The sequence below is a fragment of the Nannocystis bainbridge genome (assembly GCF_028368995.1).
Taxonomy (GTDB): domain Bacteria; phylum Myxococcota_A; class Polyangia; order Nannocystales; family Nannocystaceae; genus Nannocystis; species Nannocystis bainbridge.
Window position 1 is genome coordinate 837,322 of record NZ_JAQNDL010000003.1, and the last position, 19,734, is coordinate 857,055.

At 70.3% G+C, this 19,734-nt stretch carries 18 protein-coding genes and 1 riboswitch; of the genes, 6 read left to right on the forward strand and 12 right to left on the reverse strand.

From position 1 onward, the window contains the following. Window positions 1-206 precede the first annotated feature (206 nt). The 6 genes from POL25_RS28685 to POL25_RS28710 all read right to left on the reverse strand — a co-directional run bounded on the left by POL25_RS28685 (window position 207) and on the right by POL25_RS28710 (window position 5,290). On the reverse strand, window positions 207-947 hold the full coding sequence (locus POL25_RS28685) for a 2OG-Fe dioxygenase family protein (protein ID WP_272089423.1): 741 nt from the start codon (window positions 945-947) through the stop codon (window positions 207-209). Window positions 948-1,055: 108 nt separating this feature from the next. Next, window positions 1,056-1,820: a cell surface protein gene (locus POL25_RS28690; protein ID WP_272089424.1), complete on the reverse strand. Its 765-nt coding sequence runs from the start codon at window positions 1,818-1,820 to the stop codon at window positions 1,056-1,058. Beyond that, window positions 1,817-2,236 (reverse strand): hypothetical protein, encoded by a 420-nt coding sequence (locus POL25_RS28695; RefSeq protein ID WP_272089425.1) that lies wholly within the window; start codon window positions 2,234-2,236, stop codon window positions 1,817-1,819. Before POL25_RS28695 ends, POL25_RS28690 begins: the two co-directional genes overlap by 4 nt. Next, a complete protein-coding gene (locus POL25_RS28700) occupies window positions 2,233-2,400 on the reverse strand; it encodes a hypothetical protein (protein WP_272089426.1) in 168 nt (55 codons plus the stop codon). The genes POL25_RS28695 and POL25_RS28700 overlap by 4 nt, the downstream gene beginning before the upstream one ends. A 194-nt stretch (window positions 2,401-2,594) precedes the next feature. Next, window positions 2,595-2,754, reverse strand: a riboswitch (cobalamin riboswitch). A 512-nt stretch (window positions 2,755-3,266) separates the two neighbouring features. Further along, complete coding sequence (locus POL25_RS28705) at window positions 3,267-4,388, reverse strand: methanobactin export MATE transporter MbnM (RefSeq protein WP_272089427.1); 1,122 nt, start codon at window positions 4,386-4,388, stop codon at window positions 3,267-3,269. Continuing rightward, a complete protein-coding gene (locus POL25_RS28710) occupies window positions 4,388-5,290 on the reverse strand; it encodes an MbnP family copper-binding protein (RefSeq protein WP_272089428.1) in 903 nt (300 codons plus the stop codon). The genes POL25_RS28705 and POL25_RS28710 overlap by 1 nt, the downstream gene beginning before the upstream one ends. A gap of 649 nt (window positions 5,291-5,939) precedes the next feature. Between POL25_RS28710 and POL25_RS28715 the strand changes: the two genes are divergently transcribed. Continuing rightward, window positions 5,940-7,163: a peptidoglycan-binding domain-containing protein gene (locus tag POL25_RS28715; protein WP_373372132.1), complete on the forward strand. Its 1,224-nt coding sequence runs from the start codon at window positions 5,940-5,942 to the stop codon at window positions 7,161-7,163. Between the two features lie 96 nt (window positions 7,164-7,259). Here the strand turns inward: POL25_RS28715 and POL25_RS28720 are convergent, their stop codons facing one another. The 3 genes from POL25_RS28720 to POL25_RS28730 all read right to left on the reverse strand — a co-directional run bounded on the left by POL25_RS28720 (window position 7,260) and on the right by POL25_RS28730 (window position 10,656). Continuing rightward, window positions 7,260-9,401, reverse strand: a complete 2,142-nt coding sequence (locus tag POL25_RS28720; RefSeq protein WP_272089430.1) for a redoxin domain-containing protein — start codon at window positions 9,399-9,401, stop codon at window positions 7,260-7,262. 104 nt (window positions 9,402-9,505) lie between these two features. Continuing rightward, complete coding sequence (locus POL25_RS28725; RefSeq protein ID WP_272089431.1) at window positions 9,506-10,351, reverse strand: hypothetical protein; 846 nt, start codon at window positions 10,349-10,351, stop codon at window positions 9,506-9,508. A gap of 86 nt (window positions 10,352-10,437) precedes the next feature. Then, window positions 10,438-10,656: a hypothetical protein gene (locus POL25_RS28730; RefSeq protein ID WP_272089432.1), complete on the reverse strand. Its 219-nt coding sequence runs from the start codon at window positions 10,654-10,656 to the stop codon at window positions 10,438-10,440. A 303-nt stretch (window positions 10,657-10,959) separates the two neighbouring features. Between POL25_RS28730 and POL25_RS28735 the strand changes: the two genes are divergently transcribed. Then, window positions 10,960-11,439 (forward strand): SRPBCC family protein, encoded by a 480-nt coding sequence (locus tag POL25_RS28735; protein ID WP_272089433.1) that lies wholly within the window; start codon window positions 10,960-10,962, stop codon window positions 11,437-11,439. 71 nt (window positions 11,440-11,510) lie between these two features. Here POL25_RS28735 and POL25_RS28740 read toward each other — a convergent pair whose 3' ends face one another. Together POL25_RS28740 and POL25_RS44560 are read right to left on the reverse strand one after the other, a co-directional pair. Continuing rightward, the gene (locus POL25_RS28740) at window positions 11,511-12,758 is read right to left on the reverse strand and encodes an SGNH/GDSL hydrolase family protein (RefSeq protein ID WP_272089434.1); all 1,248 of its coding nucleotides are present in this window, start codon (window positions 12,756-12,758) and stop codon (window positions 11,511-11,513) included. Window positions 12,759-12,877: 119 nt separating this feature from the next. Then, window positions 12,878-13,045 carry a hypothetical protein gene (locus POL25_RS44560; protein WP_272087264.1) on the reverse strand — a complete coding sequence of 56 codons (168 nt, stop codon included), beginning with the start codon at window positions 13,043-13,045 and terminating at the stop codon, window positions 12,878-12,880. 9 nt (window positions 13,046-13,054) lie between these two features. Between POL25_RS44560 and POL25_RS28750 the strand changes: the two genes are divergently transcribed. Next, entirely contained in the window at window positions 13,055-14,176 is a 1,122-nt protein-coding gene (locus tag POL25_RS28750) for an ISL3 family transposase (protein WP_272091138.1), read from the forward strand. Window positions 14,177-14,403: 227 nt separating this feature from the next. Here the strand turns inward: POL25_RS28750 and POL25_RS28755 are convergent, their stop codons facing one another. Then, window positions 14,404-15,273, reverse strand: coding sequence for a universal stress protein (locus POL25_RS28755; protein WP_272089435.1), 870 nt, complete (start codon window positions 15,271-15,273; stop codon window positions 14,404-14,406). A gap of 1,041 nt (window positions 15,274-16,314) precedes the next feature. Here POL25_RS28755 and nrfH point away from each other — a divergent pair. The 3 genes from nrfH (at window position 16,315) to POL25_RS28770 (ending at window position 19,320) form a co-directional block, all read left to right on the forward strand. After that, on the forward strand, window positions 16,315-16,815 hold the full coding sequence (gene nrfH, locus POL25_RS28760) for a cytochrome c nitrite reductase small subunit (protein WP_308477905.1): 501 nt from the start codon (window positions 16,315-16,317) through the stop codon (window positions 16,813-16,815). Between the two features lie 12 nt (window positions 16,816-16,827). Further along, on the forward strand, window positions 16,828-18,237 hold the full coding sequence (locus tag POL25_RS28765) for an ammonia-forming cytochrome c nitrite reductase subunit c552 (protein ID WP_272089436.1): 1,410 nt from the start codon (window positions 16,828-16,830) through the stop codon (window positions 18,235-18,237). Window positions 18,238-18,444: 207 nt separating this feature from the next. Beyond that, window positions 18,445-19,320 carry a universal stress protein gene (locus POL25_RS28770; protein ID WP_272089437.1) on the forward strand — a complete coding sequence of 292 codons (876 nt, stop codon included), beginning with the start codon at window positions 18,445-18,447 and terminating at the stop codon, window positions 19,318-19,320. The last annotated feature ends 414 nt before the right edge of the window (window positions 19,321-19,734 follow it).

The following is a 19,734-nucleotide window of genomic DNA, read 5'->3' on the forward strand; positions in this document are numbered from 1 at the left end:
CAAGCTGCAGCTCTGATCCGCGGCCGCCGCAGAGCTCCAGGAAGACCCGGTTCGAGCCCAAGCTGCAGCTCTGATCCCGGCCGCCGACAAACATCTCGAAGGACATGTCGCCAGGGACATGTCACTGAGAGCATGCCGCAAAGGACATGTCCTCGTGGACATGTCCACACGGCTCCTCGAGTTTCACCGCGGAGCGCCGGCCCGCCTCACCCTGGCCCCTGAAAGCCCCCGGCGCGGAACGTCAGCACCAGGGTGTCGCGGTGCCCGCCCGCCTCGTCCAGCGGCTGGATCGGCGTCGCCTCGTGGATCACCCGCGCGTCGTCCAGCAGCAGCAGCGTCCACGGCTCGCGCATCATGAAGCGCAGGCCGTGCGGGCCCTCGGCCTGGAACACGCGCGTCTCGCCGCCCTTGATCGCCCGGCGCGCCACCAGCACCACCACCACGAAATCGACCCCGTCGCGGTGCGCCCCCTCGGGGGTCGGGCGGCCGATCCCGTCCGAAGTGTCGATGCGGAACTGATGCGCCTCGACGAACCAGCGCGGCACAGCTGGCGCCAGCGCGCTGCACGTCGCACCCAGCCGCCGCAGCAGCGCCGCCCACACCGGCTGCGCCGTCACCTCCGGCAGCATCGGCTCGAACCACCGCTCCAGGCCGCCGTGCAGCGCGTTGTACTCGAGCGGCTGCCAGTGCGCCCGGTGCGGCGTGAGCTCGACCTGCAGCCCCTCGACGACGAAGCACGAGTGCCGGCGCCGGCGATAACGACCGCCGTCGCGCAAGTACGTGTCGGGCGGCAGATCGTCCCACGACGGCTGCAGCGCCTGCAGGTCGCCGAGCCCCTGAGGCAACCAGGACGCCAGGCCCCGGGCAGACACGAGCGCGTAACCGTCGCGGCGCACGGCCGCCTCGACGTCGGCGGGATCGGTGAAAGGAGGGATCGGCCGGGTCATCGCGGACAGGGAGCTCGCTCGGCGGCGAATGTACCACCCCCCGGGCCCGCTCGCGGCTCGCCGCAGCCGTGGCCCGGGCCCGATCTCCTCGCTCGGTCGGCGTCCTGCTCAGCCCGAGTGCAGCGCCGCGATCGCGTCGAGATCGAAGCCGCCGCCGACGCCGCCGCACCAGGTGCTGTCGCCGTAGAACGCGACGCCGACGTCGACCAGGCGGACGTAGCGCGCGGACGACAGTCCGACGTCCGCGAGATCGAAGGCGTCACCACCCGCGGCCCCGGGGTCGGTCGGATCGATGCCGTTGTCCGGGCTGCTGAGCACCGGCGTCACCCCGGCGCAGCCGCGCGGCAGCTCCGCGGAGAGATCGCAGGGGAACACCTTCCAGGTCACCCCGTCCTCGCTGACCAGCACCTGCGCCGGCTCGACGAAGGTGATCGATCCGGCGACGAACGGGTTCTCGAACACGATGAAGTCCGGGCCCGGCCCGTCGACCAGCCCCGGATCGTCGAAGAAGACCGTGATCGTCCCGTCGCAGCCGAGCGACACCACGTCCACGCTCCCGTTCTCCACGCCGCGCCCGACAGGAGGCCCGAGGACGACCTCGGGCAGCAGGTCGTGCCCGAACGTCGCGCCGAACGGCGCGAACGATTCGACGCAGTCGATGAACGCATCGCTCGGCGCGTCGCCGGCTTCACACACGAACTCGACCGGGGACATGTCGAGCTCGACGGGCTCCGTGGTCCCGCCGGTCGTGGGTTCGCCGCCGGTGGACGTGCTGTCTCCGTCGGTCTCGTTGCCGCTGGGGTCGCCGCACGCGCAGAGCAGCGCGGCGGCCAGGCTGAGGGTCGTGGCGCGCGACATGGCTCGGGCCGTCACGGGGTCAGCGAGGTCCACGGGAAGCCGCTGCATCCCGTCATGAGGTCGGTCGGATCGGCGGCGGTCGCCGCCTCCGCTGCGGCCTCGTCGGCGGCGTCGAAGGCCGACTGGCAATAATAGACATCGTCCCCGTCGACGTGCCAATCGAAGCGCGAGAACAGATCGGGGTTGAAGGCGTTGTCCGCGTCGTTCTGGGCGACCAAACGATCGCGCTCGTTGTCGAAGCTGAGCACGTGAAAGACATCGGTGCCCATCGTCCAGGCGTCCGCGTCGATGGTGTGCTTGCCGCCGTACTGGTCGGTGTACTCGCCCTCGATCTCGGGCACCTCCGGCGCGTCGCCGGCGTCGTCACAGGCCGCCAGAGCCAGGCAGAAGGACAGCAGGAGGGTGTTTCGGGGCTGATTCAGCGTCATCATGATTCGTCTCGATCGTCGTCGTCGTCGTCCTGAGCTCGCGTGATGTCGTGATGGCGCGCCGGCACCCGCGGCGCGCGTACGGCCGGCGACGCGACCGCGAGCCCGGCGCGCGCGCGCTGCAGGCTCGTGTTCGTCGTCGTCTCGCTGTTGGTCTCGCCCTGCATCGCCGTTCCTCGCGTGAAGCCGCGGGGCGGGTGCCGGAGCAGAGGGTTCGACCTGCGAACGCCTTGCGCCGACCCTTCGCCCCCACGGGCGACCGGACACGACGCAGACGGAATCAGAGCAGGCGAACACGCTCGCGCGTGTGACTTGCACCTTGCCTCCCGCGAGGCGACCAGGTCGAACAGAGACGGATTTCTCCCGGCTCCGGGCGGTGGCAGGTATTCGGGCTCACGAGCGCTCCTCCGGGCGAACCAGGCGGATTCTCGCGTACCGTTGCGGGGCAGCCCCGGACTCGAACCGGGTTCCCTGTGAAACCATCCTCGGAGGAGGACGGCACCAGCGCCAACCCCAAGATATAGGGGTCGACTTCGCCCGTCAATCACAATCTGTGGTGATCACCCTGCACACGAGGACGCCGAGAATCTCTACCTGCGGAGAGCCACGCGGAAGGATCGCGGGATCGATCGCCGCGACGACGTCCGTCGCGCAGTCAGCGTGACGAGCCGAGGTCGCACCGCGCCGGAGCATCGAACAGCCACATGTCCCCGAGGACAGGTTCATCCCTGCGGTCGCACGAACAGCATGAAGATGGCGACCCCGGCGCCCACGAAGAGCGCGAGCAGCAGGAGCGCCTGACGAGCCTCGGCGGAGGAGTCCATCTTCACGACGCTAGCAGAGCGAAGCCGGAAGCGGACCGGCGCGGCATCGCGTCGCACCGCCGACGAGTCGTGCGACACCGCGTCGCGGCGCGAACGACTGCTCGACGCTGCTGCCGACGCGCGAGATCCTGCCCGGCGCGTCCGACGTCAGGCGGCCCGTGGTGGGCCCATCCTTCGCAGGTTTGTGCCCTGGCCGTCGGACGCATTCTTCACAGCCACGGATCGGCGAGCCGCGGGTCGTTCAAGAACGCGTCGTCGGTGAGGCTGTCGAGGAAGGCCAGCACGTCGGCGCGCTCGTCGTCCGTCAGCTCGAAGCCGCGGATGAAGCTGCTCTTGAACGGGTTGGCGCTGCCGACCCCGGCGTTTGGACCGCCCGTGATGGTACGTCCGCCGGCGGCGTAATGGTCGAGCACCTCGGACAGCGTCGCCACGCTGCCGTCGTGCATGTAGGGCGCCGTCACGGCGATGTTGCGCAGCGTCGGCACGCGGAAGCGGCCCATGTCGGCCGCCACGCCGGTGAACTCGTGAAGCCCCGTGTTGCCGGCGGGGTACCTGCCCTCGCCGTCGAGGTTGTAGAGGCCGGTATTATGAAAGATGCCGTTGCGCGGCGGCCTGCCCTCGTAGGCGATGCTGTCCTGAAAGTTGAAGCCGGCGTGACAATGGAAGCACTCGAGCCTCTCCGAGTTGAAGAGCGCCACGCCGCGCCGCGCCGACTCGGAGATGGCACCCCTGTCGCCGCCGAGGTAACGATCGAACGGCGAGTCGCCCGACAGCAAGCTGCGCTCGAAGCTGGCCAGCGCGCGCGTCACGTTCGTCAACGTGAAAGGGTCGTCGTCGTCCGGGTACGCCTCGGCGAACAGCGCCGCGTAGCGCGGCTCGCCGCGCAGCCGCTCGATCAGCACGTCCTCCATGCCGCGCAGCCCGAGCTCGACCGGGTCGAAGCCGAACAGCGGCGTCATCATCTGCATCTCGAGGTCGAGCAGCAGCGGATTGGCCCAGGTGTAGGTGGTCGAGTACGCGATGTTGACGAGGCTCATCGAGTTGCGAGCCGTAAGCTCGCCGGTCGAGCCGAGCGAGAGCACCTCGCCGTCGCTGAACGCGAGCTCCTGGCGGTGACAGCTGGCGCACGACTGGCTCTCGTTGCCGGACAGGCGCGCGTCGTAGAAGAGATGGCGCCCGAGCTCCACCTTCTCCGCGCTCATCGGGTTGTCCTCGGGCACGAGCGGCACAGGCAGGCCGACGCCGAGCGGCCACATGTAGCCGCGGTCCGGCTCGTCGTCGTCACAGGCGACGAGCGCCAGGCAGGCCGTCAGCGCGAGCGCGGCACGCATCACTGCACGCGGAAGATCGCCTGGTCGGCGGTGCTGTCGCCGCTGGTCCAGTCGAGGCCCAGCGGGCGGAACATCGACGAGCACAGCGCCTCGGGCCCGAAGGAGTGACAGGCGCAGGTCGTCTTGCCGTCCTTGTCCTCGCACTCGGCCGCCGGGGTCGCCAGCGTGAGGCCGCTGAACACCGCGCCCCAGTCGACGGCGACCTTGCCAGTCGCGGCGTCGAAGCCGTCGAGCACGATCTCGGGCCGGTTCGAGTTGGCGCAGGCCACGATCTCGCCGGCCATCGCGTCGCCCTCGCAGCCGATGCTTCCGACGTGCAGGCCGACCGTGGACGGCGCGTCGGCCTCGACGACGCCCCACGCCGTGAAGAAGATGTGCCCGTAGTTCCAGCTCCACGACATGGTGGTGTCGTTGAGCGGCGCCGGGGCCTGCGTGAGATCGGTGTGGTTCTGCTCCTGCGGCACGCCGATCTTGAAGCGCAGCCCGACGAATTCGTGCCCGCCGCCGTGCGCGCCGCCGTGCCGCGGCTGCGCTGCGACGACGCCCTTGAGGGTGGTGTGCAGCTCCGGCGTACCGTTGGCGCACGCGCCCGAGCCGTCCTCGAAGTCGATCAAAGCGACGCCGCCACCCTGGTGCACGCCGTCGTCCTCGATCGTGACCGGGTGCTCGTCGCCGTCGGCGGTGACGAGCCGGACATCGTGCACGTAGAAGCGGAAGTCCTGCGGCGTCGCGCTCGCGCCGTCCTTGCCGAGCCCGTCGTAGGTCTCGCCGCAGGCGAACGGCGCACCGCCGACGCGCCCCTCGAACACGATCTCGACGGGCTCGTCGGTGAGGCCCGGTTCGTGCGAATCGCAGGCGGGGACGAGCAGCGGGAGAAGGACGACGAGGCGGGGCAGTTTCATGGTTCGATGTGCCTGGGCAGCGGCACCGACCCTACGGAGGATCGAGCGCGCTGTCTCTGCGACGTGATGTCGCGGCACTTCTGTGGCGCGCGACGAGTCGGTCATTCGTGCGGAGCTTCTGCCAGGGGCCCTCGCACAGGGATGCATCGCCGGCGGCGGCCTCGCACTGCGTCCTGCGACCGTCGAGCTCGCCCGCCGAGAACGCCTCCGCAGCGGCGTCACACGGCGCCTCGGCCTCGCGCCGCTGGCGGACGTGCGACAGGCGGTCGCAGCGGCGCCAAAACTACATGTCCCTTGGGACATATCATTCTCCGGCTCATCCTCGCCTGCGTCGACGACATGCGACAGGCGGTCGCAGCGACACCCTCTCTACGTGTCTCTTGGGACATCTACAACTCCGGCTCACTCACGCCTGCGCCGAAGTCGATGCGCTCACCCGACGAGCCAGTCACGCGTCGAAGCTGAGCATGGCGTCGGGGTCGGCGCCGGTCGGGGTGGTGTCGGCGATGATAAAATTAGGGTCAGAGGGATCGGCGATCAAGATCGTGGGCATGGCAAGCTCCTGGCCGAATTCGAGGAGGACGACGGCCCGCTCAGCTTCGACGGCGCCGCGCCGACGCTCGCCGACCGCAGCACCCGCGAGCGCTGGCTGCAGAGCGCGCTCAAGGCCCTGGTCGCCCCCACCCTCACCGTCGACGGCCTAGTCGGTCCGCGCACCTTCCGGGCCGTGCAGCTGTTCCAGCGCCGCTCGCCGGCCCTCGGCGGCGGCCCGCTGACGGTCGACGGCCTGGTCGGACCACGCACCATCGCCGCGCTCGAGCGGCTGACTCGCAGCACCGCCCCGACCGCCGCGGCCGCACAACCTCCTTCGCCTCCCGCGACCGCGGCGACGCCGACCGCCGGCGCGCTGCAGGTGAGCGAGCGCCAGGTCGACGGCGTCACCGAGTACGCGATCCGCAGCGGCGACGACGAGGTGCGGTTCTCCTACTGGACCTCGAACTACCGCAATTACAAGCCCCACAACGTCAGCCGTCATTCGGGCGCGCGCAAGGGCCTGCTGGCGGACGCGCAGATCCTCGAGATCGGCTATTCGCGCAGCGAGCTCAAGATCTTGCAAGCCAACGCCCTGAAGGAGTCGGGCGGCGCGTTCGGGGCGATCAACACCTGGGACGACCAGCTCGTGTCGTGGGGCATGGCCCAATTCGCGGGCCAGGCGGGCACGCTGGCGGCGCTGCTGGCCGAGCTCAAGGAGAGCCCGCGCACCCGCGCCAGCTTCTCGCGGTGGTTCGTCGCCAACGGGCTCGACGTCGCCCGCGGCGAGTACCCGTGGAGGAACGGCCAGACCAAGGTCGGCTGGCACGTGGTGATCTCGACCCGCGACGGCCGGACCCTGCGCGGCAACGACGGCTGGAAGCACGCGCGCAGCGAGCCGCGGCTGCTCGGCGCGTTCATGCTGGCCGGCAACGATCCGGCGATCCAGCTCGGCCAGATCGAGTTCTGGCGCCGCGCCTTTTTGGCGCGCGCGATCGTCAAGCACGTCGGCAAGCGCGCCGACGGCTCGGGCGGCGGCGCCGTCCGCCGCTTCATCACCTCCGAGCGCGGCCTCGCGGTGCTGGTGCGCCTCCACAACTGGATGCCCGGCCACGTCGCGACCTGGTCGAATCGCTTCATCGCCGAGCTGCAGGCGAAAAACCCGAAGCTCGACCTCGCGGACCCCTTCCATTGGAGCCAGCAGCTCGAGGACGCGTTTGTCACCCGGGTCTGCGACGAGCGCAAGCGGGTCAAGTCCGGCAGCTACGACACCCTACTGCCCTCGACCTCTCGCGCACCCGCGGCAGCTTCGTGCTCACGGCCCCTACGAGGACGCCAGTAGCCCATGATGCACGCGTATGCCGAACATCGAAGTCAACACCCACGCGATTGGCGGAAGCCCCGCTGCTCACCCGCGACCTGCAGCACGAGGACCGGCTCAGCCGGCGTGTACCGGCGATGAGGCGCGGAGGGCGTCGATGCGCCACTCGAACTCCTGGCGGAGGTAGCGGCTGATGCCCAGGCCGCCGAAGCGCCGCCGGCCCTCGCGGTCGAGGAACCAGGTGGTGGGATAGGCCTGGACCCCGGCGCGGTCGGCGTAGCCGTCGTCCATCAGCACGGGGAACGGGAGCTGGCGCTCGCGCACCCACTGAGCGACGTCGCCGAGGCTGCCGCCGTAGTGGAGGCTGACCACGGCGACGTCGGGATCGTCGGCGTGAGCGGCGGCGAACGCCGAGAACTCGGGCAATTCCACCAAGCAGCCGCCGCAGGTCTTGAACCAGAAATGCAGCACGACGAGCTTGCCGCGCAGCGACGCGAGGGTGATCTCGCGGCCGTCGATGCTGCGCAGCGAGAAGTCGGGCGGGGTCGCGGCGGACTCGTCGTACTCGGCGAGGATCTTCCGCTTGCGGCGCTCGGCCGAGCGCGCCTCGACTTCCTCGAAGTACTGCGACAGGCCGCGGGCGCTGCCGGTGCGCGCGCGGTGGAGGTCGGCGAGGGCGTCGCGGCAGCGCTCGCCGCCCTCACCCGCCAGACCGAGGCCGGCGACGAGGTGGAGCTCGGCGGCGTCGAAGTCGCCGCGGCGGCGCGCGACCTCGGCGAGCCCGAGCTGGAGCTCGGCGAACGGTCCGAGGCCGTGGATCTCGGCGCGGCGGAAGGCGGTCTGGGCGTCGTCGAGGCGACCTGCCTTCAGGGCCAGGCCGCCAAGGGTCGTGTTGCCGTCCGATACGAGGGATCGGCGGATCAGGTCGATGTGCTCCGATCCGGCCTCGCGCCAGGCGCGGGCGTAGGCCTCGGTGGCCTCGACGCCGGCGCGCGCGAGCTCGCCGGCGCGCTCGTGATAGGGCGTGCGAGCGAACAGCGCGCGGGCGCCGTTGAGCTTCGGGTGCGGCTCCTCGGGGTCGTGGGCGACCATGTCCTCGACGGCTGCGAGGATCGCCTCGGGGGTGGCCGCGGGGTCGGCGAGGCGGGCCTCGAAGCGCCAGCGAGCGACGTCGGCGAGCTTGCTCGGGTCGTGGTGATGCGGGCGCGCGAGGAAGGCCGCGAGCATGGTGTCGCGCAGCAGCGCGGCCTCGGCGTCGGCGGGCGTGCTACCGGCGGCGCGGAGGTCGAGGCGGCGGTGCAGCACCGACTCGGCCTCGGGGCTGTCGGGGTGCTCGGCGAGGAGCCGCTGCTCGAGCGGCGCCGCGTGGCCGGCCCGCCCGAGACCACGCGCGCCCTCGACGGCGGCGAGCAGGATGTCGGGCCGGTCGGGGTGCCCGGCGACGGCCCCGTCGATGTCCGCGAGCACAGCTTCGACACCGCCGCCGGCGCCCGGCTGGAGCTGCGCCAGGTGCCAGCGCAGCCCCAGCAGCGCCGGCGCGTCGGGGGCGCGCCGGAGCCCGGCCTCGGCCCACGCGAGCGCCTCGACCGGCCGCCCGTGCTGCGCCAGCATCGACGCGGCCGCCTCGGCGACGGCGATGAACTCGGGGTCGTCTGGCGCGACGCCGCCGGCGAGCGACAGCGCCTCGGGCAGGCGCGTGGGGTCGCTGCGCGCCGCGTCGGAGAGGGCGAACACCCGCGCCGAGGCCGGCACGCCTGGTTCGGCGGCGGCGAGCGCGAGGAGCTGCGCGGGGCGTCGCATGTGTTTGAGCAGCCAGGCGCGCGCGACGACGGCGTCGGCGTGCTCGGGGAGGCTGTGGAGCAGCGCCTCGGAGCGGGCGAACAGCGTCGGCTCGATGTTGCCGCCGCCGAGGCCCGCGAGCACGGCCGCCAGCTCGGCCCACGGGTCACCTGGCTTTTCGGACAGCATGGCCGCGGCCAGCGTCGCGGCCTCGTCCAGGCGCCCGGCCGCCGCGACGCAGCCGATCCACCACGCGCGCAGGCGGCCGCTGGCGAGGTGCTGCCGCACGAGGGGCTCGCCGTCGCGGGCGCAACCAAAGCTGTCGAGGGCGGTGAGGCGGTCGCGCAGGACGTCGGCGGCGATGTCGGCGGGATCGAGGACGACCGGGGCCGGCCGCTCGGGCGCGGCGCGTGCACATCCGACGAGCGTCAGCGCGAGGGCGAGGGCGATGGTCGTTCGAACAGCAAGGGTGTCAGGCATCGTCGGCTCGTACGCGCGGCGGGAAGCGGCGATCTCTCGCCATTGTATATCAGGCGGATCGAAGCGCGTAGAGAGGCCGCGCTGCGAACCGGTCGCTGGCGGAATCATTGGAACGCGAGCGTCGCGCGGCCGTGGATCAGCTTGACCGGCGAACCGCCCTCCCAGCCCACGATCGTCAGGGTCGCGTCGCAGCCGATCGTGAGCTGGTACAGCATGGCCCCGAGACCATGAAACGGCCCGCCGGCGGCGACGCGAATGTCGGCGCACGCGGGTACCCCGGACGGTCCGAGGCCGCACAGAAATGCGGTGTGGATCTTGTCGCCGCCGGGCGGTCCGACCTGGGCGATCGCGGTGACCTCCGCGCCGCCGTCGCCGAGTCGGTCCGCCGCGACCACCTGCGTGACGTGGGCCAGCTGCGCCTCGTCCTCGCGGCGGTGCGGCCAGCGCGTGCGGGCCAGCGTGTGCGCCCACCAGCCCTGGGCGGTGCGCACCAGCAAGACGTGCTCGGGCAGGTTGTCCGGCCCGGGCGGCCGCCTCCCGTCGCCCGTCATGCAATGGACGATCTCCGCGAACGGCTCCGCTGTCATGTTCGCGCGGTCGGTGCAATCCGGCTGGAGCTCTTCGCGGGTCGCGAACGGCCCGCGCATCGGCTGACTCGGCCACACGCCGAGGTCGTGGCCCGGCGTGGCCGCGGCGTCGTCGATGAAATTATCGTGGTAGGGCGGCGGCACGATGAACGGCGCGGTGCAGGTCGAGGGCAGCGCGACCACCGGCGCCGCCACCACCGGCGCCGCCACCACCGGCGCCGCCACCACCGGCGCTGCGCTCGGCGGGGCCGGCGTCGACGGTGCGAATGTCGAAGCAGGACCCGGCGGCGGATCGGCGGTTTGGCCACCCGAACCACCGCAGGACAAGACGAGCGACAGGGCGGTGGTCTGGGCGCGGCGCACTGCGCATGTCTTACGCCCAAACCAGGTGCGAGGGTACACCGCGCCGGCTTCGAGCCGTGACGCCTGTGGCCGGCGCACCACTGCGATCAGGGCCGAGCGGTCGGGCTCGTCGATGACGCCGCGGCGCTGCGCCGGCGCTCTCGCACGCGCATCCCCGCCGCACCGACGATCACCAGCGCAAGGGCGATCGGCGGCTCCGGCACGGGGATGCTCGCCGAGTACCAGCCGGTCCCGCGGTGAACGGCCGCGTCGGCCGGCGGCACGTCCGCGACCACGAGGAGGTTGACGAGCGCGAGGCTGAGCATGTCGCCCAGCGTACTACGCCACGCGCCGGCGAGCGAAGCCGTCGGTCGGGTGTGGCCGTCGCGCCGCAGGGCGAGCTCATCCTGGTGACTCGGAGCGAGGCCTCTCGCTCCGGCGCACGCCGCGACCCGTGGCCGGAAGAGCGCGGCCGAGCCGTCGCTCAGGGCGTCGGCCGCGTGGTGCGGAGGAACATCGGTCGCCGGCGCTCGAGACCTGCGACGCCATGGACGCGCTGCCGGTCGCAAATCTCGACGGGCAATTCGCCGGTGAACCGCGGATCAGCGCGGTAGTATAGACCATATTCCATGCCGGTCATCGAGCTCGTCACGCCGATCCACGCCCCGATCGAGCGCTGCTTCGACCTCGCCCGCAGCGTCGAAGTCCACCTCGCCGGCGCGGGCGAGACCGGCGAGCGCGCGGTCGCGGGCGTCGTGCGCGGCCTCCTCGGCCCGGGCGACGAGGTCACCTGGCGCGCCCGTCACTTCGGCGTGTGGCAACTGCTGACCAGCAGGATCACCGTGTTCGAGCGCCCGCGTCGCTTCCGCGACTCGATGACGCGCGGCGCGTTCGCTCGCTTCGACCACGACCACCTGTTCGAGGCTGACGCCGATCGCACGATCATGCGCGACCGCTTCGACTTCACGTCGCCGCTCGGCCCGCTCGGTCGACTCGCCGACGCCCTGGTCCTCACTCGCTACATGCGCGGCTTCCTGGTCGAGCGCAACCGAATGCTGCGGGAGATCGCCGAATCGGACCGATGGAGCGAGCTCCTCGCAAATCGATGAATACGAATTCCCGCCGCTCGTGGCCATACCTTGTCCGCGCGCCCACGCAAGCGCGCCTCGCCGGCCGCGATCTACTCGAAGAGCGACAGGGGCACGGCGTCGGCCATCGCCTGGTAGCCGGCGTCGTTGGGATGCAGGTGATCGCCGCTATCGAACGCGGCGAGGATCCGGGTGGGGTGTTTTGGGTCGCGCACGGCCGCCTCGAAATCGATCATCCCATCGAACGCGTCGTTGTCGCGGATCCACGTATTGACGGTCTGCCGAATCTCCTCCCCCTCGAGTGAATAGTACGGCGGAAATGCGGCCTCGAACGGCATGATCGTGCCGACCAAGGCCGTGACCCCCTTCGCTCTCGCCTCATCGGCCAGCGACTCGAGTCCGTCGATCAGCTCGTCCGCCGTCACGCTCTCGGAGGGCCCGACGAACCCCGGCATGCCGATGTCGTTGATCCCGATCAGGATGATGGCATGACTCACTCCCGGCGTGCCGAGGACTTCACGCTCGAAGCGCGACAGCCCGCTCGGTCCGAGCGAGTCCCGCAGCAGCCGGTTTCCGCCGAGCCCGTGGTTGACGACCGCGACCGATCGGGTCTGCTCGTCCTCCTGCAAGCGCGCGAAGAGGCGATCCGGATAGCTTCTGGGCGCGTCGACGGTCGAGGAGGTCCCATCCGTGATCGAGTCGCCGAAAGTGACGACCACCCTGTCGGTCTCCGCCGACTCGACCTCGACGCCAGCGAGCCAGAAGGTCGACGACAGCGGGCCCGAATCGCTCAGGCGCTCGCTCGCCGCCTGGTTGCCGCTTGCGACCGCGTGCGTCCTCGACGAGAACGGGTGCCACGTCGCGAGTTCAGTCGGCTGCGAGACGTACACGCTGACGATCAGGCGGTCGCCCGGGCGGACCTCGAGGTCCACGTCGTCGCTCGTCACCTCGGCGGCCGCCGCGATCGTCACGCCCTGCCCGCCGCCGAATTGGACCGGCCGATCGCTCCCGGGCGCCGTGACGAGCGCCTCGAGCTCCTTCGCCACCCGGACCTCGGCGAGCTCGAGCGGCCGGCTCCCGAAGCGATTGGATAGCCGGAGCCGGACCCGATCGCCCGAGGCGGTGACGGTGACCGTCTGACGCAGCGTCTCGTCGCTGAAGCTGCGCGACTTCAGCTCGACGATCTCCGTGCCCGGCTCCATCATGCTCGTCGCCCAGCCGGCGACCCAGCGCGCGTCCGGCCCGGCGTCCGCGCCGCAGCCGGCAACGGCGAGGGCCAAAACGAACCCACCCCTCTTCGCCAGGCGGGTGAAATCAGGTCGCACGGTCCCATTCTTCATGAAATTCAGCATTGTTTGTGCCCTCGGTGGGCGCGGCGCCCCGGCCCCACCTGCTCGTCGAACGAGGGCCCGCCGGATCGACACGGCGAGCCGCAGGCGGGTCGTTTTTTTTAGGCTCTTCAGGGTTGAGGGTGGCGTGGGTTGCGCGCGAAATCGCGCCGTGATACCGTGCGCGAATGGCAGAGACCGAACTCTATGCCCGCATTCTCGGTATCGAGGCTCCCTGGCGTGTTGCTGCGGTGAAGCTGCAGCTCGGGCAGGGGCAGATCGTCATCGAGGTCGAGCACGACTCCGATGTGCCGACGAGGTGCCCGGAGTGTGACCAGGCTGTTCCCCGTCACGATACACGGACTCGTCGATGGCGGCACCTCGATACGTGTCAGTATCGGACGATCATCGAAGCCGGCGTACCGCGGACGTCGTGCCCGAAGCACGGTACGCTGACGATGCGCGTCTCTTGGGCGGACGGTAGCGCCCGGCTCACCGCGCTGTTCGAGGCGCTGGTGATCGACTGGCTCCGCGAGGCGTCGATCGCAGTGGTCGCGGAGCGCCTCGGCCTCTCGTGGGATCAGGTCGCCGGCGTCCAGGAGCGTGCAGTACAACGTGGACTCGAGCGCCGCGAGGTCGCGCTGCCGTCGATGCTCGCCGTCGACGAGACCTCCTTCCAGCGGCGCCACGAGTACGTCACGATCGTGCATGACCCGAAGTCCGCCAGCAAGCGGGTCATCCACGTCGCCGACGGACGCGGCAAAGGGGCCCTCAAGGGCTTCCTGAGCGGCTTTTCGCGCCCAGAGAGGGCTGCGGTCTCGGTGGTCGTCATGGACATGCACGAGCCCTACATTCAAGCTGTCCGCGAGGCCATCCCCGATGGCGACGCGAAGATCGCCTTCGACAAGTACCACGTCGCCGCGCGCCTCGGTCAAGCCGTCGACCACGTGCGACGCGAGGAACACCGCGCTCTCCACGGCCTCGGCGACGACCGGCTCAAGGGCACCAAGTACCTCTGGCTGCGCAACCCCGAACGGATGAGCAAGGAGGTCTGGGACGACTTCGAGGCGCTGCGGACGAGCTCGCTGCGGACGGCCCGCGCGTGGGCGCTCAAGGAGGCGGCGATGGAGGTCTGGGAGCACACCTCGCCGAGCAACATGCGGGATCAATGGGCCATGTGGTACGATTGGGCCATCCGCTCTCGCCTGGAGCCGATGAAGGCCGCCGCGCGCATGGTCAAGAATCACCTCGGCGGCATCATCCATGCAGCCACCGAACGGATCACCAACGCCTCTGCCGAGGGCCTCAACTCGGTCATCCAGAAGCTCAAGTACGTCGCCCGCGGCTTCCGTAACCGCGAGCGCTTCCGAGATGCGATCTACTTCCACCTCGGCGGCCTCGACCTCTATCCTGCCGGGATCACGCGCTGAATCAGCGGTATCCACCACAAACCCTGAAGAGCCTTTTTTTAAGGAGGGCGAGCGCGCCGGCGAATGGACACCCGCGCGGGCAGACTCATCGGTCAGATGATTTTCGCGCCCCCGCGAAAATCATGCGCCCGTGGCGCGGCTTCGGCGGCCTCGGAGTCGTCGACGAAAGCGCACTTCGCCGAGCTCGAATCGCATTGCGTCGTGCTGGTGAATGACCCGCGCGACGCTCATGCGTGGCGCGAGACCAGGACGTCACCGACACTCAATCGCAGCACGTGGCGGGCGACACTCCCGAGGAAGGGCTGGGCCAGGGGAGAGGTATGGTGCCCGACGGCGGTCAGATCCGGATCGAGCTGGGGGGCGGCGCGCTCGATCGTTTGCCGGGGCTCGCCGATCCTCAGGGCCACCTTCAAGCGGTCGGCGTCGACCTCGGCGTCGCGCAGGAACTCTTCGAGCGCCTCGAGGGCCCGACTTCGCGCGAAGGCCCTGTGTTCTCGGGCCTGCACGCGCAGCCCGGCGTTGCGGAGCAAGCTGGCGAACGGCGGCTCGTAAGCGTGCAGCACCCGCGCCGTGGCCTGCGGCGCGAGCCGCAGCGCGGACCGCAACGCCTGGGCGGCGGCGGGGCCCAGGTCGACGCAGGCGAGGAGCGTCCGGTAGGGCGCGCGCGCTGGCTTGCGGACGACCAGCACGTCCCCCGCGAGCTCCTGCTCGATCAGCCGCTCTGCCGTCGTGCCGAGCATCTGGTCGCGGAAGCGGAGGACGCCGCGCGCCCCGACCACCACGAGATTGGCCTTCAACCGGCGCGCCGTCGCGGCCAGCGCCGTCACGGGGGTGCCCGTCACGACGTGACCACGCACGTCGGCGCCGTGCCTGCGTGCGCTCGCCACCACGTCCTCGAGCCGCTCACGCGCGACCTCGGTCCCCGCCGCGACCTCGGGTTCGCGGCGCAGCCACGCCAGCAGCGAGCGGCGGCGCGGGCGGGCGACGTGTACGACCTCCAGCGTGGCGCCGGCCTCCGCCGCGAGGCGTGCGGCGCGAGCGACGGCGTTGTGAGCGGCGCTGGAGAAGTCGGTGGCGACGAGGATACGTTGCAGCATGGTCATGCTCCTTCGGGTAGAGAGAAAAGCTCGATGGCGGGCACCCATCCAATCACACAAAGGATAGCAGACCCTGCGGCTTCGGGTACTCACCACCGCCAAACAGGTCCGCGCTGCCACGATCGCCGAGAGCGACGCCATTCCGCAGTATTTCGCTCGACGCCCCCCGCTCGGCTCCGGCGCTTGAACATGGCCGCCCCGCCACGTCGACGGTGGCTCCCGCCGCCGGCTGCGGTGCGCGGGAGAGGGCATGGCGTTGCCGTTACAAACGCTTCGCGGATGTCTGTCGCGCCTGAAAGCGTGACGAAGCGCTCGAGATCCTTCGTCGCTGTCAGAATCTCACGAGACCTGGACGATGCTCACAGTCCAACCTTTCAGAGTTGAGGGTATTCGAGTTTGCCAGGCGGACGCCTGTTACCAATGTCGGAGATCGATCGGCCTCGCGGAGCATCGGTGGATCCCCCTGGGACACGCGAGCAAGGGCTCGAGTCTTGCGGCCGCATTCGCAGCGCAGGCTTCGAACACGCCCTGCAGATCGAGACGCCCGCGAGCGGGCGCACGTCACCTCCACAGCCGTCGCCGCCGTCACGCGACCAGGTACTCGACGCGCTCGCGGGCTCTCGGCGCACGGCATCCGGTCGAACGCATCGAAGCCAGCCTCGACGTCGCCGCCGCCGACGTCATGCACCGTCCAGCCAGGTCACGCAATCGTTCGGAATCCACGAACCATCCGACTCCGGGCAGGTGTCTGGGATGCCCGCACCGTCGCGGCGGTCACGGTCACGATGTCGATCGTGAAGTCCAGCCGAGCACCACCACCCTGATCCGCAGCAGCAAGAATCACGACTCCGTATCGCCGACGCGATATCTCGTTCGAGCCGCGCATTCTCCGGAACAAAGCTTCCCCGACGTCACCGATGACGCCAGCGATCGTTTGCCATCCCGGGCCCAGCGCGACCGCCGAGTGCGCGACTCGCTGCCGGTCACCAAGTGCCCGCCGCGGGCTTGCATCCCTGCCGGGGAACCAGCACCCTTGCGCGGGTGACCCCCGCGGACGAACAGAGCACGAGGAGGCGCACGTGGGGCGCGACGCTGCTGTTCGCGGTCGCGGCTGTGTTCGGTGCTGCCACCGGCTCGGCTGTCGGCATTGGCAGCTACGTATTCGTGTACGCCGAAGGCGCGTCCTACCTGACCGATGACCCGGGCGCGTGTGCCAACTGCCACGTCATGCGCGCGCACCTCGACGCCTGGTCGCGCTCGAGTCACCACGCCGTCGCGGTCTGTAACGATTGCCACGCCCCGCGCGGGCTGGTCGGGAAGTACGCCGTCAAGGCGATCAACGGCTGGAATCACTCGGTCGCGTTCGTCAGCGGCGAATTCGCCGAGCCGTTCCACGTCACCCCGATGAACCGCCGGGTCACCGAGGACGCGTGCCGGGCGTGCCACGGCGAGATCGTGGCGGCGATCGATCACCCCGGCGGCGACGCGGAGAGGCTCTCGTGTGTTCGTTGCCACCCCCGCGTCGGCCACGACGTGCAGTAAGCACAGCAGCCCATGAACGCCGAAACGAACCCCGAAAAACCCTCCGCGCAGCGGCCGCGACGCCGGCTGCTCATAGCGCTCGGCATCGGCGCCCTGGTCGCCGCGGTCGCCGCGGCCCTCGCGGTCGCCCTGCTGATCCGCGTCTTCGAGCACAAACAGGAGGCCAAGCACCCGTTCTTCCGCGTGGTCGAGCTCGACGAATCGAGCACCGACCCGGCCGTGTGGGCGCAGAATTTTCCCCACCATTACGATTCCTATGCCCGCACCGTCGATCAGGTGCGCACGCGTCACGGCGGCAGCGAGGCGGTCCTCCGCACCCCGTCCGACGCCGACCCGCGCTCCGTCGTCACGCAGTCGAAGCTGGCCGAGGACCCGCGCCTGGTGACGCTGTGGCGCGGCTACGCGTTCGCTCTGGATTTTCGCGAGGAGCGCGGTCACGCCTACATGCTCGATGATCAGACCTTCACCGGCCGCCACGCGGTCGAGCAGCCGGGCGCGTGCCTGAACTGTCACGCGTCGGTCGTCGCCACCTACCTCGAGCTCGGCGGCGGCGATGTGCGCGCCGGCTTCGACGCGCTCAACCGGATGCCCTACGCCCAGGCGCGCGAGCGTGTCTCTCACCCCGTCGCGTGCATCGATTGCCACGACCCGGCGACGATGCGCCTGCGGATCACCCGGCCTGCCTTCGCTACCGGTATCGCGGCACTGAAGGCCACGCAGGGCGTCGAGGACTACGACGTCCACGCGCAGGCGACCCGCCAGGAGATGCGCAGCTACGTGTGCGCGCAGTGCCACGTCGAGTATTACTTCGCCGGGCCCGACAAGACACTGACTTATCCGTGGCGCCAGGGCGCGCGCGCGGACGAGATCCTCGCCTACTACGACGAGATCGGCCACAAGGACTGGACGCACGCCACCACCGGCGCCGCCGCCCTGAAGGCCCAGCACCCCGAATTCGAGATGTGGCTTCAGGGCACCCACGCCCGCGCTGGCGTCGCCTGTGCCGACTGTCACATGCCGTACCAGCGCGTCGGCGCCGCGAAGGTCAGCAGCCATCACGTCCGCAGCCCGATGCTCGACATCAACGCCGCCTGTCAGACCTGCCACAAGGCGACCGAGGAGCAGCTGCGCGAGCGCGTCGAGACGATTCAGGGCCGTCACCTCGAGCTGCGCAATCTGGCGATGGACGCGGTCGTGCAGCTGATCGAGGCGATCGCGGCGGCGCAGGCGACACCGTCGCCCGACGAGCAGCGCCTCGCCGCGGCGCGCGAGTACCAGCGCAAGGCGCAATTTCTGCTCGACTTCGCGGAGGCCGAAAACTCGACCGGCTTCCACGCTCCGCAAGAAGCGGCCCGCGTGCTGGCGATGGCCATCGACCTGGCGCGACGCGGCCTCGTCGCCCTGTGGGCGCCCCCCGACTGAGGCGAGCGCCCGCGAGTCCGAAGGCCGGCGGCTCGACTCGTCGTGAGCCCGCCCGAGCGATGATCGCTCTTGGCCGATGAACGGCCGCGGTCTACGCATTATCGCCATGACGATTCCTTTCAGCGGAGAGAGACGCGGTGGGGCCAAGTTTCCGGTGTCCGGAATTCTCGGGATGGAATCGCTGCGCCGCTTGACGAGCTCACGGTCGTGCAGGACCATCCCCTCATGGTGCCGAAGAAGATCTTGTTGGCCACGGACCTGAGCTGTCGCAGCGATCGGGCCCTCGATCGGGCGACGATCCTGGCGAACCATTGGAACGCCCAATTGGTGGTCGTCCACGCGCTGCAGGGCTCGATCGAAGGCGAGGACCTCCCGTCCTGGCGCCGCAAGGCCGACCCGCGGCGAGCCGCCTGGCAGCGGGTGCAGCAGGACCTGCGTGACGCGAATCAGCTCGATGTGCAGATCGTGGTCGAGGACGCGGAGCCGTCCGCCCTGGTGCTCTCCACCGCCGAGCGCCTGGGCTGCGAGCTCATCATCACCGGCGTCGCCCGCGACGAGACGCTCGGCCGCATCATCCTCGGCACGACCGTCGAGCGCCTCCTCCACAAGTCGGCTGTGCCGCTGCTGGTGGTCAAGCGACGGCCGCGCGCGCTGTACCGCGAGGTGATGGTCGCCAGCGATCTCTCCGAGGGGTCGCGGCGCGCGTTGGAGGTCGCGCTGGCCCTGCTGCCAGCGGCTCACGTCAACCTGTTCCACAGCTTCGACGTGCCGTTCCGCGGGCTGATGAGCAACCCCGCAGCGGTCCGCGAGGCCAAGCGGGACGACGCGCTCATGGAATGCCGGGCGTTCCTCGCGGCGACGCCGGGATTGGCCCAATCGGGCCGGTCTGTCGGCATGCAGTGCGAGAGCGGATCGGTCGAGTCGCTCCTGCTCGAGCTGCTCCAGACGCGAGACATCGACCTGGTGGCGATGGGCACGCAGGGCCGCGGCTACCTCTCCGGTCGGCTGCTCGGCAGCGTCGCATTGAACCTGCTCAACAGCCTCCCGGTCGACATGCTGGTGACGCGCAGCCCGCGAACCTGATGGCAGCAGGACGCCGCGCATGCGTCCTGCGGCTGACCCACGACTGCGGTTCCGCGCGGCCCTGCAGTCGCGGCCGATCGGCCGCGACCCCTTGCTGTTCGCCACTCCGCCCACGGGGTAAGTCGCCGGACCGGGCAAGACCAGCAGGACCGCGACATCGACGATCTGCGGCCGGCGGAGCCGGGCACCGAGGTGCGACGCGCAGTGAGCGACGGACACGAGCAGAGCGGTCGGCGCGGCGTCGTCGACGAGCGTCTGTGGCGGTCCGCGAGCGCGAGGCGGATGTCGACTGCGACGCCACATATCGTGGCGGAGTGGCCTGACAGACCACTGCCCTTCGGCGAACGCGGTCAAGGGTCCGCGTATTGCCGAGCGGTGTCGTTGGTACGCGTTCTGCAATCCAGGTGGCGTCGC